Below are 15,168 nucleotides of genomic sequence, written 5' to 3' on the forward strand. Positions count from 1 at the left end.
TCACATGAAAGAAGAAATAAAAATGGAAAATCAAACCTTAATGCAATATTTTGAGTGGTATTTGCCCGCTGATGGGAACCACTGGTCGCGTCTTGCTGAAGATGCGCAACACTTAGCAGACTTGGGTATTCGCAAGGTCTGGATGCCGCCTGCCTTTAAAGCTACTTCTAACAATGACGTTGGGTACGGAGTCTATGACCTCTTTGATTTGGGCGAGTTCGATCAAAAAGGAACGGTTCGCACCAAATATGGCTTCAAAGACGATTATCTTCAAGCCATTCAAGCCCTCAAAGATGCAGGGATTCAACCAATGGCCGATGTCGTTCTCAACCATAAAGCTGCTGCCGATGGCTTAGAGGAATTCGAGGTCGTTGAGGTGGATCCAATGGATCGAAACAAGGTCCTCACTGAGCCCTTCACCATTCAAGGATGGACCAAATTCACCTTTGATGGCCGAAATGGCGCCTATAATGACTTCCACTGGCATTGGTACCATTTCACCGGTACGGACTACGATGCTTCTCGTAATAAGAATGGAATCTACCAAATCCAAGGGGACAACAAAGGTTGGGCTCATGGAGATCTGGTAGACAAAGAAAACGGAAACTACGATTACCTCATGTACGCCGATATCGATTTCAAACATCCCGAGGTTGTAGAAAATCTCGATCAATGGGCTGAATGGTTTATCGAAACGACAGGGGTTGAGGGCTTCCGTCTGGATGCAGTCAAACACATTGACTCCTTCTTTATGAAGAATTTCATCCACAATATTACCAAAAAATATGGTGAAGATTTCTACGTCTTTGGTGAATTTTGGAATGGGGACACAGAAACCAACGATGAGTACTTGGAAAGCATTGATTACCTGTATGACCTGGTCGACGTAGCCCTCCACCAAAATCTCTTCAGAGCTAGTCAAGAAGGTGAAAATTTCGACCTGCGAACTATTTTTGACGGAACACTAGCGCTCAATCATTCTGAAGAAGCCGTAACCTTTGTGGACAACCATGATACCCAACGAGGACAAGCCTTGGAATCTACCATTGAAGAATGGTTTAAGCCTGCAGCCTATGCCTTGATCTTACTTCGTGAAGCTGGTTTGCCTTGTGTCTTCTATGGAGACTACTACGGGATCGAGGGCAAATTTGCGCAAGAAAGTTTCCAAGAGGTTCTCGATCGCCTCTTATGGGTTCGTAAAGATCTGGCCTATGGGGAACAAACGGACTACTTCGATGATCCTAATTGCATTGGTTGGACACGTTCAGGTTCAGAAGAATCAGCACCAATCGCCTGCTTGATTTCCAATAACCAAGCTGCTACAAAAATCATGGAGATCGGCTCATCCTACGCAGGTCTCACCTACTATGATGTCCTAGAAAATTGTAACGAAACCGTCCAAGTCCAAGAAGACGGTACTGCCGAATTCCCAGTGGCAGAGCGCTCCGTCAGTGTCTGGGTAGCCCAAAATACAGAGGGGCAATAACCTTTATATGTAATGTTCTCCTAGGATCTACATCTTCCTAGGAGAATTTTTTCCTGTAAAAATTTTATAGGAAATACAGCTTCATTTTAGCACTATAAGAAAGCGCTGTCAATGGGTATCGCGTCTATTTGAAAGAAATAAAGAGCATCAAAAAAAGCTGGAAAAAATTATCCAGCCTTCGATGTTTGATAGAAATAACTGTATGACGCAGTGGTTGATTGGTATCTTCGTTCGCTTATTAAGCTCCGAAGATACCTAATGAGGGAAACAAAGTTTCCTTTATCCACAACCTTCAACAGTCTCCCAGACTGTTGAAGCTATACGGGGGTGGGAAAACGAACTCTTTTTAACTAGTCGGAGTTCTTTCCCACTCCCTTCTTTTTAGCTCAATTCTGCAATGATTTCTTTCAATTGGGCTTTCGTATGAACTCCAGCCACTTGTTTGACAACTTGTCCATCTTTTTTAAATAGAAGAGTTGGGATCGACATGATACCGAATTGACGTGCTGTATTTGGATTTTCATCTACATCCATCTTACAGATTTTCAAATCATCTTCATGTACTTCTTCTGCCAACTGATCCAAGATTGGAGCTTGCATGCGGCATGGACCGCACCAAATTGCCCAAAAGTCAATCAAGACAAGGCCTTGGCTGGTTTCTTGTTCAAAAGTTGCATCTGTGATTATGTGTGCCATATTTCCTCCTTTTTCAGTAGTGACTACTGATTCTGCATTTCTACTTTTATTTTACACTAAAAGATGCCATTTTAGAAATATTTGCTACGGGGAGTCCTTAGGCATCTTCTCTCTTTTTGCGCCAAAAGATGAAGCTAGAAGCTGTTAGGCTGATCACCCCTAAGAGACCCAGAGAATGGTCTTTGCTCCCTGTTTGAGGAAGCGTATGGTCTACCTGCTCTCCTCCTACTGCAGGTGTCACTTCTTGAGTATCTTCTGCCAATCCATATGAAACAAATTTAGGGCCATAGGATACAGCTAGTGTATGATGAGGTTTCTCTTGTCTTGCTGATCCTGTTTGCATCTGTTGTTCTTTTTCAGGAAGAGTTTGGCTTGATTGGACACGGTGTTCTGGAGTTGGAAGCCTATATTCTTCTTTGTAGTGCACTTCTGGAGCGACTAGAGTAGCACCTTCAACTTCTGGTAAATTCGCATAGTTTGTATCTGTTGCACTCGGTACATAGGCTGCTTTTTGGGCGCGGGTCTTTTCGACAATTGGAATCGCTGCCTGGATAGAATCTGTCTTAAAGGTTACTTCATAGGGATGCTCCACCGTTAAATCAGACGGGTCATAGGTGTTAAAGACTAGGGCTAACTTGTGACCTTTCTTAACCGTATAAAGATTTGGTTGGAGATAAACGGTGTAATCGTGGTATTCACCAACTTTTGGCTCGATGCTAGCGCGAGAGCTTGCTGAATCGTAGCCAGACTCAGGGTTCGCAAGGTTGATCCAGCCTTTCGCAATCACCTTGTACTTGGTCTTGATGGTTTCGTATTCGGCAACAGATAGGTTGCTTAAATTGCTTCCCATCCAGAAAGCGTCTGCCGTTTTATCTTGCTTGACGCTACCATTTCCTACCACGTCAAAGTCCTCATCTGCCACATCTACCAAGAGGGCGTTGATTTGGAAATTCTTTCCTTGACCCTTGGCAAGAGCTGCCTTGAAATGAACAGGGATGTGGCCCTTGATCGTAGTGTCCTCAGTAACATCAGAAACGAAGGTCAGATTGGCCTTAGAGGAGGCTTTGCTGACAGTTTCATTACGGTTAGCGATCTCAACACCTGCAGCCGCATAATCACTAGAAATGGTTTCTTCTAGGCGTTTCGAGCTTGCATTCAAGAAGAGACGTTGACTGCTCTTCCAGTTATCATAGCTGGTCCACTTGCTTGGATCATAGTTGTTTTGAGCTAGGACCGCTGGCAAACTTTCGACGTGATTGTCCACTCCGTAGAGGTAATGGGTCAGCCAAGTATTGAGCAGGTCATAAAAGTCCTGACCATTGGCAGTGATGCCGTATCCCCGTGACATAGCCGCTGGATAGACGTGATCTCCTTGGTGGAGATAGAGCTTAACATCTTGTCCTGCTTTCTTGAGGGCATCGTACATGAGTTCAAAGTGTTTGGTCTTGACATTGTCATCATTCAAGCCATGGACGATCAGGGCGCTGGTCTTGAGATTTTCTGGATGAAGTGTATAATCCCGCTCCTTCCAGACATCACTGTAGTTGCGATCATGGGCGTACTGGTCCTTGTTCAATTGGTTGATGTAGTTGGAATAGTTTTGCCAAATCCCTGCCCAGTCGTCTTGGTCCAGCATCCGCGTGCTAACGTAGAGGGATAGCCATGAAAGATCACTATAAGGCGCATTGCCAAACTGGGTTCCTTGGCTATTGAAATAATCATACCAAGAGGCAATCCCTGCTGCTGGAACGATGGTCTTTAGGCCTTCTACGCCTGTCGCTGCCACACCAAAGGTCGTAGTTCCAGCCCAGGATAAACCGGTCATTGCGACATTACCCGTTGCCCAGTCTGCCTTGATTTCGACATTGCTAGTCTTATCAGTGTAGGCTTTGCGTTTGCCATTGACCCATTCGATGATATTCTTGAAGGCATTGATTTCGAGATCAGACCCCGTCGTGTTAAATCCTTCTGATCCCTTGGTACCAAGTCCAGCGCTTGAGATAAAGGCATAGCCTCTGACCAAGAAATAGTCGTACCAGTTGAGATCTTCGTAGTCATAGATATACTCGTAGGGACTGTAGTAGTACCAATCCGATGCTTTGGCTTTTTTCGCTGCTTCTACTGTCGTCTCATTGCCAACTGGCTGTCTCTTTGCAGGTTGGCTGTGCAGTTTCTTCATGTCGTAGCTACCGTCCGTTGGAAGCCCCAGACTTTCAAGGGTCACGTAGTTTTCATCGAGTGTTCCTGCTACGTAAGGACGCGCTTCCAGAATGGTCGCCGCCTTAAAGTCACCTTGCGCGACTGCTTTTGGTAATTGAACAATGGCTTTGACTAAGTCTGGCTTGCCATCTGCATCGGTATCGTAGTCCGTTTCGACATAGACTGGGAAGCGGACAATTTGGCTGTCTTCATATTTGTAGTCTTGGTCTTCTTTTTCTCCCGTCGTATAAGGGAAAATTGGCTGGGCACGACCATTTAAAAAGAGCGGGCTTTTCTTTTCAGCACGATAGGCATCGTAGAGTTTCTTAGCTGTTTCGTACATCTTGGCCAATTCTGGCTGACTGACCTTACGAGTCAGATCTTCTGATCTTTCAATCAAACCTAAACTCTTGGCAAAGCGTTCCCGATCTGCTTGGCTTTGGCCCAATTGGCTTGGATCCGTTGCTGCCCATTGAAGCAAGCCATTAACAGCATCTTGCACTGTCAACTCTTTAGTAGCCTGATCACTTGCAAGGGTCGAACCTGTGACTTTTGCCAAATCCTGACTTGTTGCCGGTGCTTCTGAAGTAGGAGTGGATTGAGGTGCAGCTTCCCTGTTTGTTACTGCTGGAGTTGCTACTGGAACAGTTGGATCACTTGGGGCTGTGTGGGCTTCTCTTGTAGGAGCTACTTGATTGGCACCTGCCCCCCGATCCAGCGATACCTCACTTGAGCTTGTCCCTTCTTCACTAGAGCTAGTACTTGTGTCACTTGCTGTCGGTCTTGCTTCAGTAGATGGAGCTTGGACCACTTCTGTCGATGGAGTTAACTCTTCTGTCTGCTCATCTGCTGCTACTACTTGGTGCAAAACCATTGGCGCGATCAGTAAGCTCGATGCGACAATGGAAACCATTGTTTTCTTTTTCATGTCAGTCTCCTAACTTTTTGTAATCAACACTCCCATTATACTATGTAAGCGCTTTAATATCAAACAGATATTCATCTGATCCACAAAAAAACCGAGGCATCAGCCTCGGTTATCGATCCTTATTTAACGTGTTTCTTAAGATCTTCTTGTGCTTTTTTATTTGACTCTGCTTGTTCTTTTTGCCATTTTTCAAGGGCTTTGTTGTAGTCAGCACTTGTCACAGCTTTGTCTTGGAGTTTCATTCCTTTGTAGATCACGTGGTCTTTTCCTTTACCACCAGTCCATGCAAATGGAGCTGAGAATGGTTCGATACGTGTCAAGAATGGACGTCCAGTTGATGAAGAAGTTGGCATAACAAGGGCGCTATCAGTCAACCAAGCTTGCGCAGCCGCATATTTTTCATAGCGTTTGTTGACGTCTTGTGTTTCTGCACCAGCATCTTTGATCATCTTTTCAAAGTCGTACAGACCAACTTTTTTAGCTGCTTCATTGTTTTCACTTGGGTCAAATCCAAGGAAAGTCTTTGTATTTTCACCAGATGAAGCTTTCAAGATATCCATGTAAGTTGATGGGTCTTGGTAGTCAGGGCTCCATCCAACATTATCAGAGAGATCCCAGTCTTCGCCAGCCGCATTTGGTGCAAAGAGGGTCACATTTTGAAGGTCTTCTTTCGAAAGCATTTGGATATCGATGACGACATTTTCTTTACCAAGTGCTTCTTCAACTGATTGTTTGAAAGATTGCACCCGTTGAACTCTTGATGGAGTGGTTTGGTCCACAGGCATATCGATGTGAATTGGGAATTTCACACCTTCTGCTTCCAAGGCAGTCTTCGCTTTTGCAAACTCTTCCTTCGCTTTCTTCGCATCGAAGAGACCGTTTTGACCATCATCTAGTTTAGTAGATTTCCACTCATCTCCGTAGGTATCCAATTGTGTTTTCACCATTTCACCGAAGGTCTTACCATCAGCTTGGACAAATGTTGGTGGAATGTAGAGGTTACGGATGATCTTGCTTGCTCCGTCTTTTCCGTTCAATTGAGCAGCATAAGCTTCACGGTTGAAGGCAAAGCTGATCGCTTGACGGAAGTCCTTGTTCAAGAGGGCTTTCTTAGTAGATTGTTTTTCTTCGTCGGTCTTCTTAGCTGTGTGTTTGTAAGATTGACGGTCGATGTTGGTACCAATGACATAAGAAGCAGCATCTTGAGGAGTGTAGGTGATTTCGTCTTTAAATTCTTTGGCTTGCTCTGAGTAACCAGATCCAGTTGGGAAAAGTTTTGCCAAGCTAAGAGCATTTTCACCGAATGATTTGGCCAATTTACTTTGGTCTTGTCCATCGTAGAATTCCAATTTTACATCTGAGACGTAGACCTTGTCTTTATCCCAGTAGTTTTCATTCTTAGTCATTTCGATAGAAGATTTTGAAGTAAAGCTCTTCAAGATGTAAGGACCATTGTAAAGAAGGGAGCTAGTATCACTTGCTTGAGCGAATTTATCCCCTTTTGATTTCACAAATTTTTCGTTGACAGGGAAAGTGATCCCAAGAGTCAATTTAGAGTTCCAGTAAGATTCTGGTTGGTTCAAAGTGATTTGAAGGGTATGATCATCAACTGCTTTTACTCCTACAGCTGAGAAATCTTTATTTTTACCGCTGACATAGTCATTCAAGCCTTTGATAGAATCTTGGATGATGTAGAGCATTTCTGATTTATTATCAGCCGCATATTTGATCCCTGTGACGAAATCTTTAGCCGTGACATCCGCATACTCTTCACCTTCTGAATCATACCATTTAGCATCATCACGAAGTTTATAAGTATAAGTCAAGCCATCTTGAGAAACCGTCCAATCTTTTGCAAGAGATGGAATCAAGTTACCGTATTTGTCATTTTCAAACAAACCATCAATCAAGTTTCCTGTGATATCGTGGGTTGCTGCTTTACCAGATGTGATATAGTTCAAGTTTTCAGGCTCCGTCTCATAGACATATGAGAATTTTTGGCCGTTGCTTGAGCTAGATGATTTAGAACCACCAGAACAAGCCGCTAGGATACCTGCTGAAAGGAGAGCAACTCCCGCAAGTGCAATGACATTTCTTTTTTTCATGTAAAACTCCTTAAGAAATTTTAAGTTTATTTTAAGATTATACCACAAAGATTTTCAGAAGAAAAGGAATTTTCAGAAAATTTTAGTTTTTTTAAAAAACTACCCCGGAGAGTAGTTTTGAATAGAATCATATCCTTTTAAAATCCAATGACATAGCGATTTATAATAATTGAAATAATTGATTTTAGATCCAAACAAAAGTATAACGAAACTTTCCGCTGTGAGATAGGTGCCTGAAACACATTTGTTTCAGGCACTCGGGAGTTTTGAAACCTTAGGTTCAAAACTAAGTCATGGAACTTCGTAGAAGTTCGCTGACGTCCGTACTCACCTAGGAAAGTTTCTAAAACAACTCTCTCTTCAGTCTAAACCACTACGTAATATAGTTGTTATTTTTAATCTACTAATTCGCTCTTGAGGTAGGCATCGACCATGCGCTCTGTTGCGACTACAGAATCCAAGTGGGTCCGCTCATATGAGTGGCTAGATTCGATCCCTGCCCCAAGAAGAGCGTGTTTCACTTCTGCTCCTGCGCTCATGGCTGCAGAGGCATCTGATCCATAAAAAGGATAGATATCCAACTTATAAGGGATTTCTTGGGCTTTTGCCAAGGCTACCAAATGCTGACGGAATTCGTAGTGATACGGTCCTGAAGCGTCTTTGACACAGATGGATACCGTGTATTCATCCGTCGCTTGGTCATCTCCCATAGCTCCCATGTCCACTGCCAAGTATTCGACCACTTCAGCCGGAATACTAGAATTAGCCCCATGCCCTACTTCTTCAAAGACTGAAAAGGCAAAGGTGGTCGTTACTGGCAATTGGATCTGTTCTTCCTTGTACACGCGCAAAAGTTTCAAGAGAATCGCCGCACTCACCTTGTCATCTAGATGACGAGATTTGATAAAGCCAGTATCTGTCACAATGGTTCGGGGATCAAAGCTGACAAAATCACCCACTTCAATGCCAAGAGCACGGCTTTCTTTTTCATTGGTCACTTTTTCATCCAGACGGACTTCCATATTGTCCTGGGTCCGCTCGACAGTTCCCGCATCCTTGTAGACATGGCAAGAAGTCTGATGGACCAAAATTGTCCCCGAATGGGTCTTTCCGGTATTGGCTACATGGACCGTACAATTTTCCCCTTCAATCATATTCCAAGGGAAACCGCCGATACGGTCTAGCTTGAGGCGGCCATCTGCTTTCACCGCGCGAACAATAGCCCCCAAGGTATCCACATGGGCTGTGACGTAGCGTTGCTTGTCTGTGATCACACCAGGAACGGTCACATTCACGCCTCCCTTAGCAGTCCGAGTTACCTCATACCCAAAGCCTTCAATGGTTTTGACCAAATAGTCTGCGATCTCCCGTGTAAAACCGGTCGGGGAAGGAATGGCTGTCAATTCCTGCAAATAAGTTACTGTCTGATTCATAATGCCTCCAAATGTGTTTTTCTTTATTCTAGCATGAAATAGGTGGAATAGCTAGAGGAGAGGTTACAGGTTGGAGTTTTTCAACTCTTTCCGTACTTGCATTAGGAGAAAGCCAGAGTTCTATTTATATTTTCAACACATTTTGGTAGAGTTTCATTTAGTGTACCTAAATTAAAAAAGAAACTTGTCCACAACTAACGGTGTCTAAACAAGTTCCACGCAGGCTATTTCAATGGTAATACATAATCATCAGGATAAAATATGATGTAATTTTTGACAATATCTGTTAGACTATCTTCAGTTATGTTTCTCCACTTATTAAGATAGAAGGTTTCAGACTTGAGAATAGAGTGAAACCATTCGATACAGGCATTATCTGCTATTTCGTTTCTTTTCTGAGAATTCTTACACTCCTTTTTCCAGCGATAAAAGGTGGAGCGTTTGATGCCGAAACATTCTAAAATAATCGATACAGGGCACGTTTTCTTATACTCTTCTACTAGATTGATAAGACTTACTTTGTCGATTCTCTTATCAAGTTCTGATACTTTTTTAGTAATTCTACCTGCAAACGTAACTGTTCTACTTCAGATAATTGTTTCATCCCTTTACCATAAGTATATTGTTTCCCCACAGGTTGGTGGAAACGGTACAATTCATCATTCTGATACCATTGCCACCAAGTCTTGGCCTGACTAGCATTTTTGATGCTGAGGGTATCCATGATAACTTTATTTGATTTGCCTGCCTTCTTCATTTCGATACAGGCTAGCTTAGTTTCTACTGAATATGCTTTTTGACCATAACAAAACACCCCTGTTTCTAGTTTACCAGAATTCAACAGGAGTGTTTTCTTGTGTCTCATTTTATGGGTGCAGTGCCGACCTTAGGGATTCTTTCGTTCTCATATATACGTCATTAGTATAGGCTAATTTGATTTAAATTCCAAGAGAAATAACATTTTACATAAAAATCAGTGGGTATTTTACAATTTTTGCATATAATAGAGCTAAAAAACAACTGGTTTTAAGAATTCTTATCTGAAACATTCGGAAATTCCCCTTAACCGTAGTGGAAAGTTGTTTTCTTCTCCTATTTATAATAGACTATCACTAACATTAGATGAAAAGGTGATTCTATGACTATAAATCAACTGCTTCAAAAGCTGGAGCCTACTAGCCCTATCCTTCAAGCTAACTTTGGAATTGAACGCGAAAGTCTTCGTGTCGATAGACAGGGAAAATTAGCACATACGCCTCACCCTTCCTGCCTAGGAGCTCGAAGTTTCCACCCTTATATTCAAACAGATTTTTGTGAGTTTCAGATGGAACTCATCACACCAGTTGCTAAATCTACCACTGAGGCTCGTCGATTTCTTGGAGCCATTACCGATGTAGCTGGACGTTCCATCAGTAAAGATGAACTTCTCTGGCCCTTGTCCATGCCTCCTCGTATCAACGCCCAAGAAATCCAAGTTGCCCAACTAGAAAATGAATTTGAACGCCATTATCGTAACTACTTGGCCGAAAAATACGGAACTAAACTACAAGCTATCTCAGGTATCCACTATAATATGGAACTAGGGAAAGATTTGGTTGAAGCCCTATTCCAAGAAAGTGACCAGATTGATATAATTGCTTTCAAAAACGCCCTCTATCTTAAGCTGGCTCAGAACTATTTGCGCTATCGTTGGGTGATTACCTATCTCTTTGGTGCTGCACCTGTTGCTGAGCAAGGCTTCTTCGACCAAGAAGTGCCAGAACTCGTGCGTTCCTTCCGAAACAGCGACCATGGTTATGTCAATAAGGAAGAAATACAAGTATCTTTTGCAAGCCTAGAAGACTATGTCTCTGCCATCGAAAACTATATCGAACAAGGTGATTTGATTGCGGAAAAGGAATTTTACTCGGCTGTTCGTTTCCGTGGACAAAAGGTTAATCGCTCCTTCCTTGACAAGGGAATCACCTACCTAGAATTCCGTAACTTCGACCTCAACCCCTTTGAGCGTATCGGTATTAGCCAAACTACCATGGATACCGTACACCTACTCCTTCTAGCCTTCCTCTGGCTGGATGCCCCTGAAAATGTTGATCAGGCTCTGGCTCAAGGTCACGCGCTGAATGAAAAAATTGCCCTCTCTCATCCTTTAGAACCTCTACCTTCTGAAGCTGAAACTCAGAACATTACGACAGCTCTAGACCAACTGGTGCAACATTTTGGGCTTGGTGACTATCATCAAGGGCTGGTCAAACAAGTTAAAGATGCCTTTGCAGATTCCAGTCAGACACTAGCTGCTCAACTTCTTCCTCATATCAAAGACAAGTCCCTTTCTGACTTTGCCCTTGACAAGGCGCTTGCCTATCATGATTACGACTGGACTGCCCACTATGCCCTTAAGGGTTATGAGGAGATGGAACTTTCTACCCAGATGCTGCTCTTTGATGCCATTCAAAAAGGGCTTCATTTTGAAATCCTAGATGAGCAGGATCAATTCCTTAAACTCTGGCATAAAGATCATGTTGAGTACGTCAAAAATGGTAACATGACCTCAAAAGACAACTATGTAGTTCCTCTTGCCATGGCTAATAAAACCGTGACCAAAAAAATCCTGGCTGATGCTGGCTTCCCTGTCCCTGCCGGCGACGAATTTACCAGTCTAGAACAAGGTCTAGCCTACTATCCTCTTATCAAGGGCAAGCAAATTGTGGTTAAACCAAAATCAACCAACTTCGGTCTGGGCATTTCCATTTTCCAAGAGCCTGCCAGCCTTGATAACTATAAGAAAGCTCTCGAGATTGCCTTTGCAGAAGATACAGCTGTTCTTGTTGAAGAATTTATCCCAGGAACCGAATACCGTTTCTTCATTCTGGACGGGCGTTGTGAGTCTGTCCTCCTTCGTGTCGCTGCTAATGTTGTCGGTGATGGCAAACACACCATTCGTGAATTAGTCGCTCAGAAAAATGCCAATCCATTGCGAGGCCGTGACCACCGCTCACCTCTGGAAATCATTAAGCTAGGAGACATCGAACAATTGATGTTGACTCAGCAAGGTTATGCACCTGATGATATTCTCCCAGAAGGGAAAAAGGTCAATCTCCGCCGTAACTCCAACATTTCTACAGGTGGTGACTCTATTGATGTCACTGAGACAATAGATTCCTCTTACCAAGAATTGGCAGCAGCTATGGCAACTAGCATGGGGGCCTGGGCTTGCGGGGTTGACCTCATCATTCCAGATAAAACTCAGCCTGCTAGCAAGGAAAAACCTCATTTCACTTGTATCGAGCTCAACTTCAATCCCGCTATGTATATTCACACCTATTGTGCTGAAGGTCCTGGACAAGCTATCACTCCAAAAATTCTAGACAAGCTTTTTCCAGAAGTTGCCACAAGTCAAACCTAAAACCTAATTCTTAGGAACAAACAAATCACCTTTATCTCGATGATATGATACCTCTTAAGTAGACAAGGTAAATACCTAAAATCTACGGCTCTTTGTCAACTTTAGTGGGTTGAAGAAAAGCTAAGCTCGAGAAAGGACAAATTTCGTCCTTTCTTTTTTGATATTCAGAGCGATGAAAATTCGCTTCTTGAAGTTTTCAAAGTTCCGAAAACCAAAGGCATTGCGTTTGATAAGTTTGATGAGATTATTAGTCGCTTCCAATTTTGCGTTGGAATAGGATAACTGAAGGTCATTGATGATTTTCCCTTTGTCCTTTAGAAATGTTTTAAAGACAGTCTGAAAAAGAGAATGAACCTTCTTTATATTGTCTTCAATGAGTCCAAAAAATTTCTCTGGTTCCTTATTCTGAAGGTGAAAAAGCAAGAGCTGATAGAGATTATAGTGGTATTTCAAGTCTTCTGAATAGCTCAAAAGCTTGTCTAGGATTTCTTTATTGCCTAAATTGTCAAATTAAGTTAGACTTTTCAAGTAACTCAGAAAAACTTGGTAGGGTGATTGAAATAGTTCTAATGGGAATTCATAGACTACCCTCTGTTCAGCTATTCCCCCTTCATCTGTAACAAAAAAATATTTCTCATGATGTCGCCAAACATGTTGTCCATAACCTTTTACTTCTTCAAACTGGATAACATCTTCCCAGCCTAATTTACTATGTTCCATGTGTGTTCTCCTCTTTGGGTACTAATATCTTTCATGATGCCTTCTGGCATATTTCCTGGGAAGGTCTGTCCTCCTGGTTTCCAAAAACCATCAAAAGCAGAATCTTCATTTCCGCTTGGAATTCTTGTATGAGATTGATGAAATGCTTCTAATTTTAAAATTTGATGCATTTACTATGATTCCAAGTTTTCTATTTGATTTAAAAGCTCCCATAATCTATTATTGTAGGCTTCAATTTCTTCATTAATTTTTAGTCGTTCCAAATAATCATTCTTCCAAACAGAAAAGTCTGATAGACCTCCTCTTGGAGGATAAAGGATATCTTTAATTTCTCTTATTGTAGGGAGTGAGTCACCATTTTCCAATGCACATTCTAATCCTTGTAAAAATGAAATTTGTACATGAATTGTCCCATCATTGTATTGATTTAATAGTGGTAATATTAATTTGATATTATCTAATAATTCTTTTCGTTTCATTTCTTTCCTCACTAATTTAATGGTTTTGAGCTAATAACCTCTACACCTTCTATTTTCCACGGAGTTTCAATAAAAATTTGTTCATATTCCAAACCACCTTGATAGATGCCTCCTTGACTCGCAACAGGTCCTCTGTATATTGTTGTGCCAGCTGGTATTTTTATTTCGTAAACTGTATTTAAAGGAGAGCTACCAGTGTAGTTTCCTGAACGATCTGTCCAAATTGGTTTTACTGCCGTATTTATTCTAACTTCTATCTCAGAATGTGGGGCTGATTCTGTAAACCATTGCCCTAGCGGATTGCTTTGGTCGCCAGCTCGATATAATATTTTAGGAGACTTCAAAACTTCAACATCATACCGTCCCCCATAAAAATTAACATTAGGCTGACCTCTTAAATCATTTAGTGGACCAGGATTTGTATATGAATTATATTCATAAGTTTGCAAATCGGGATATTTAGATTGAATATTATTTACTACTGGTCCCTCAACATCTAAATTCTTAGGTGCAGGCTGAGGCTTGGCTACCGGCTGAAGCCTCGTGGTTGAAAAGTCTTTAAACCCTGAACTCTCCCTCGCAAGCCTGCTTTCTTCTATATTTCGTAAAATATGTTCGCGATCATAAGGTTTTGTGGTTTCTGTTATAGTTTTACCATTGATATCTACCTTAAGGTTCACCTCAGGAATTACTGGTTTCCTATTGAAGACAGGAATTTTCCCTTTTACCTTACTATATACATCCAAGAACGTTGTATAGGGTTTATTGTAGTACTGATTATATCCAACATAAGTGGTTACCTTAAGGTAGCTCCTTAAAACTTTGTCCTATTTTTAATTTTCTACTATGTAAACTTGAAAACTCTTGACCTTACTGCCAACAACATGCTTTTCAACATCGCATTCCCACCAAGGAAGAATATCTTCTTCCAAAATTTCTAAAAATAAGTCTTTAGATGATAAGTCATCTTTTAAGAAGCTATCATAATTTTCAAGAATAAAGTTGTATTCTTCAGCTTTTATCCATGATAAGTCTGTCAGCCAATCTGTAATAGATGACCAATTATTGGCATCAGGAAGTCCGACATTTTTTTCAAGAAAACGAAATAGTTCTTCTTTGTTTTGGATCTGCTTCCCATCAAAATTTGCTACAAAGCCACTGAAAGGCAATCGATCTTGCATTTCAAGTTTCGTAATGTAATGAATTCTATTTTTCAGGATTTCAAACCTCTATTCTATTTTTTTAAAATGTTTTATAATGGTCTTCTGTTTTGAGTAAAATCTATTTTTGAATATCGATTTGAAAAAATAGGTTGATTCAAACTAAACTTGCTGGTTGCTGAGGAGGCCACATAACCTCCTACGATGTTCCCGATAAAGTTTGCAGTTTGAGCATCTTCTTCACTTCCACCTAGGAGTTTGGTCCCATGATAGACAACCTGACCACTTGTATAGAGATTTATTTCTCTTAGAATACAATATAATTATACAAAGTCTAATTGAATAGTTTGATTGCTCTCCATTTTTTTAGCTGTATTAATAATATTTTCTATTTCTCTTTGAGTTATCGGAAGATTCTCATGAGGAGGCTCCCATTGTGTCATACTATCTTTATAAACAACAAATTTTTTATTGATCAGCAATTCTCCTTGTGCTTTTATGAGGAAACCATTCTCTAAATCAAAAGTAATTGTTGATCTTGTTCCTGTAATTTTCATTT

At 41.5% G+C, this 15,168-nt stretch carries 12 protein-coding genes and 2 pseudogenes; 2 read left to right on the top strand and 12 right to left on the bottom strand.

What is annotated here, in order from left to right; translation table 11 throughout:
* The first annotated feature begins 4 nt into the window (after positions 1 to 4).
* Positions 5 to 1,486, top strand: coding sequence for an alpha-amylase (locus tag HMPREF2685_RS07340; RefSeq protein ID WP_081103056.1), 1,482 nt, complete (start codon positions 5 to 7; stop codon positions 1,484 to 1,486).
* A 381-nt stretch (positions 1,487 to 1,867) separates the two neighbouring features.
* Here the strand turns inward: HMPREF2685_RS07340 and trxA are convergent, their stop codons facing one another.
* The 5 genes and pseudogenes from trxA to HMPREF2685_RS10875 all read right to left on the bottom strand — a co-directional run.
* Entirely contained in the window at positions 1,868 to 2,182 is a 315-nt protein-coding gene (trxA, locus tag HMPREF2685_RS07345) for a thioredoxin (protein WP_070449103.1), read from the bottom strand.
* A 97-nt stretch (positions 2,183 to 2,279) separates the two neighbouring features.
* The gene (locus tag HMPREF2685_RS07350; protein ID WP_070466159.1) at positions 2,280 to 5,309 is read right to left on the bottom strand and encodes a CocE/NonD family hydrolase; all 3,030 of its coding nucleotides are present in this window, start codon (positions 5,307 to 5,309) and stop codon (positions 2,280 to 2,282) included.
* Positions 5,310 to 5,428: 119 nt separating this feature from the next.
* Positions 5,429 to 7,414 (bottom strand): peptide ABC transporter substrate-binding protein, encoded by a 1,986-nt coding sequence (locus HMPREF2685_RS07355; protein ID WP_070466161.1) that lies wholly within the window; start codon positions 7,412 to 7,414, stop codon positions 5,429 to 5,431.
* 395 nt (positions 7,415 to 7,809) lie between these two features.
* Positions 7,810 to 8,847 carry a M42 family metallopeptidase gene (locus HMPREF2685_RS07360; protein ID WP_070466162.1) on the bottom strand — a complete coding sequence of 346 codons (1,038 nt, stop codon included), beginning with the start codon at positions 8,845 to 8,847 and terminating at the stop codon, positions 7,810 to 7,812.
* Between the two features lie 565 nt (positions 8,848 to 9,412).
* Positions 9,413 to 9,604, bottom strand: a pseudogene (locus HMPREF2685_RS10875) (IS3 family transposase); the annotation flags it as partial.
* Positions 9,605 to 9,985: 381 nt separating this feature from the next.
* Between HMPREF2685_RS10875 and gshAB the strand changes: the two are divergent.
* Complete coding sequence (gshAB, locus tag HMPREF2685_RS07370) at positions 9,986 to 12,250, top strand: bifunctional glutamate--cysteine ligase GshA/glutathione synthetase GshB (RefSeq protein WP_070466164.1); 2,265 nt, start codon at positions 9,986 to 9,988, stop codon at positions 12,248 to 12,250.
* Between the two features lie 120 nt (positions 12,251 to 12,370).
* Here the strand turns inward: gshAB and HMPREF2685_RS07375 are convergent.
* From HMPREF2685_RS07375 to HMPREF2685_RS07405, 7 genes and pseudogenes are all read right to left on the bottom strand, one after another.
* Positions 12,371 to 12,754: pseudogene (locus HMPREF2685_RS07375) on the bottom strand (ISL3 family transposase); the annotation flags it as partial.
* Positions 12,755 to 12,760: 6 nt separating this feature from the next.
* The gene (locus tag HMPREF2685_RS07380; protein WP_070466166.1) at positions 12,761 to 12,970 is read right to left on the bottom strand and encodes a hypothetical protein; all 210 of its coding nucleotides are present in this window, start codon (positions 12,968 to 12,970) and stop codon (positions 12,761 to 12,763) included.
* The gene (locus HMPREF2685_RS07385; RefSeq protein WP_070466168.1) at positions 12,952 to 13,140 is read right to left on the bottom strand and encodes a hypothetical protein; all 189 of its coding nucleotides are present in this window, start codon (positions 13,138 to 13,140) and stop codon (positions 12,952 to 12,954) included. The genes HMPREF2685_RS07380 and HMPREF2685_RS07385 overlap by 19 nt, the downstream gene beginning before the upstream one ends.
* A gap of 3 nt (positions 13,141 to 13,143) precedes the next feature.
* On the bottom strand, positions 13,144 to 13,449 hold the full coding sequence (locus tag HMPREF2685_RS07390) for a PTS family porter (RefSeq protein ID WP_024055942.1): 306 nt from the start codon (positions 13,447 to 13,449) through the stop codon (positions 13,144 to 13,146).
* 11 nt (positions 13,450 to 13,460) lie between these two features.
* Positions 13,461 to 14,129 (bottom strand): hypothetical protein, encoded by a 669-nt coding sequence (locus HMPREF2685_RS10880; protein WP_053090794.1) that lies wholly within the window; start codon positions 14,127 to 14,129, stop codon positions 13,461 to 13,463.
* Positions 14,130 to 14,282: 153 nt separating this feature from the next.
* Complete coding sequence (locus tag HMPREF2685_RS07400; RefSeq protein WP_003007812.1) at positions 14,283 to 14,630, bottom strand: barstar family protein; 348 nt, start codon at positions 14,628 to 14,630, stop codon at positions 14,283 to 14,285.
* 302 nt (positions 14,631 to 14,932) lie between these two features.
* Complete coding sequence (locus tag HMPREF2685_RS07405) at positions 14,933 to 15,166, bottom strand: Imm74 family immunity protein (RefSeq protein ID WP_024056346.1); 234 nt, start codon at positions 15,164 to 15,166, stop codon at positions 14,933 to 14,935.
* Between the last annotated feature and the right edge of the window lie 2 nt (positions 15,167 to 15,168).

The organism is Streptococcus sp. HMSC074F05, assembly GCF_001808725.1.
In the GTDB taxonomy this organism is placed as follows: Bacteria; Bacillota; Bacilli; order Lactobacillales; family Streptococcaceae; genus Streptococcus; species Streptococcus parasanguinis_I.

Coding starts and splice junctions, on each gene's coding strand:
- HMPREF2685_RS07340 (WP_081103056.1), top strand. CDS start 5: ATGAAAGAAGAAATAAAAATGGAAAATCAAACCTTAATGCAATATTTT.
- trxA (WP_070449103.1), bottom strand. CDS start 2,182: ATGGCACACATAATCACAGATGCAACTTTTGAACAAGAAACCAGCCAA.
- HMPREF2685_RS07350 (WP_070466159.1), bottom strand. CDS start 5,309: ATGAAAAAGAAAACAATGGTTTCCATTGTCGCATCGAGCTTACTGATC.
- HMPREF2685_RS07355 (WP_070466161.1), bottom strand. CDS start 7,414: ATGAAAAAAAGAAATGTCATTGCACTTGCGGGAGTTGCTCTCCTTTCA.
- HMPREF2685_RS07360 (WP_070466162.1), bottom strand. CDS start 8,847: ATGAATCAGACAGTAACTTATTTGCAGGAATTGACAGCCATTCCTTCC.
- gshAB (WP_070466164.1), top strand. CDS start 9,986: ATGACTATAAATCAACTGCTTCAAAAGCTGGAGCCTACTAGCCCTATC.
- HMPREF2685_RS07380 (WP_070466166.1), bottom strand. CDS start 12,970: ATGGAACATAGTAAATTAGGCTGGGAAGATGTTATCCAGTTTGAAGAA.
- HMPREF2685_RS07385 (WP_070466168.1), bottom strand. CDS start 13,140: ATGCATCAAATTTTAAAATTAGAAGCATTTCATCAATCTCATACAAGA.
- HMPREF2685_RS07390 (WP_024055942.1), bottom strand. CDS start 13,449: ATGAAACGAAAAGAATTATTAGATAATATCAAATTAATATTACCACTA.
- HMPREF2685_RS07400 (WP_003007812.1), bottom strand. CDS start 14,630: ATGCAAGATCGATTGCCTTTCAGTGGCTTTGTAGCAAATTTTGATGGG.
- HMPREF2685_RS07405 (WP_024056346.1), bottom strand. CDS start 15,166: ATGAAAATTACAGGAACAAGATCAACAATTACTTTTGATTTAGAGAAT.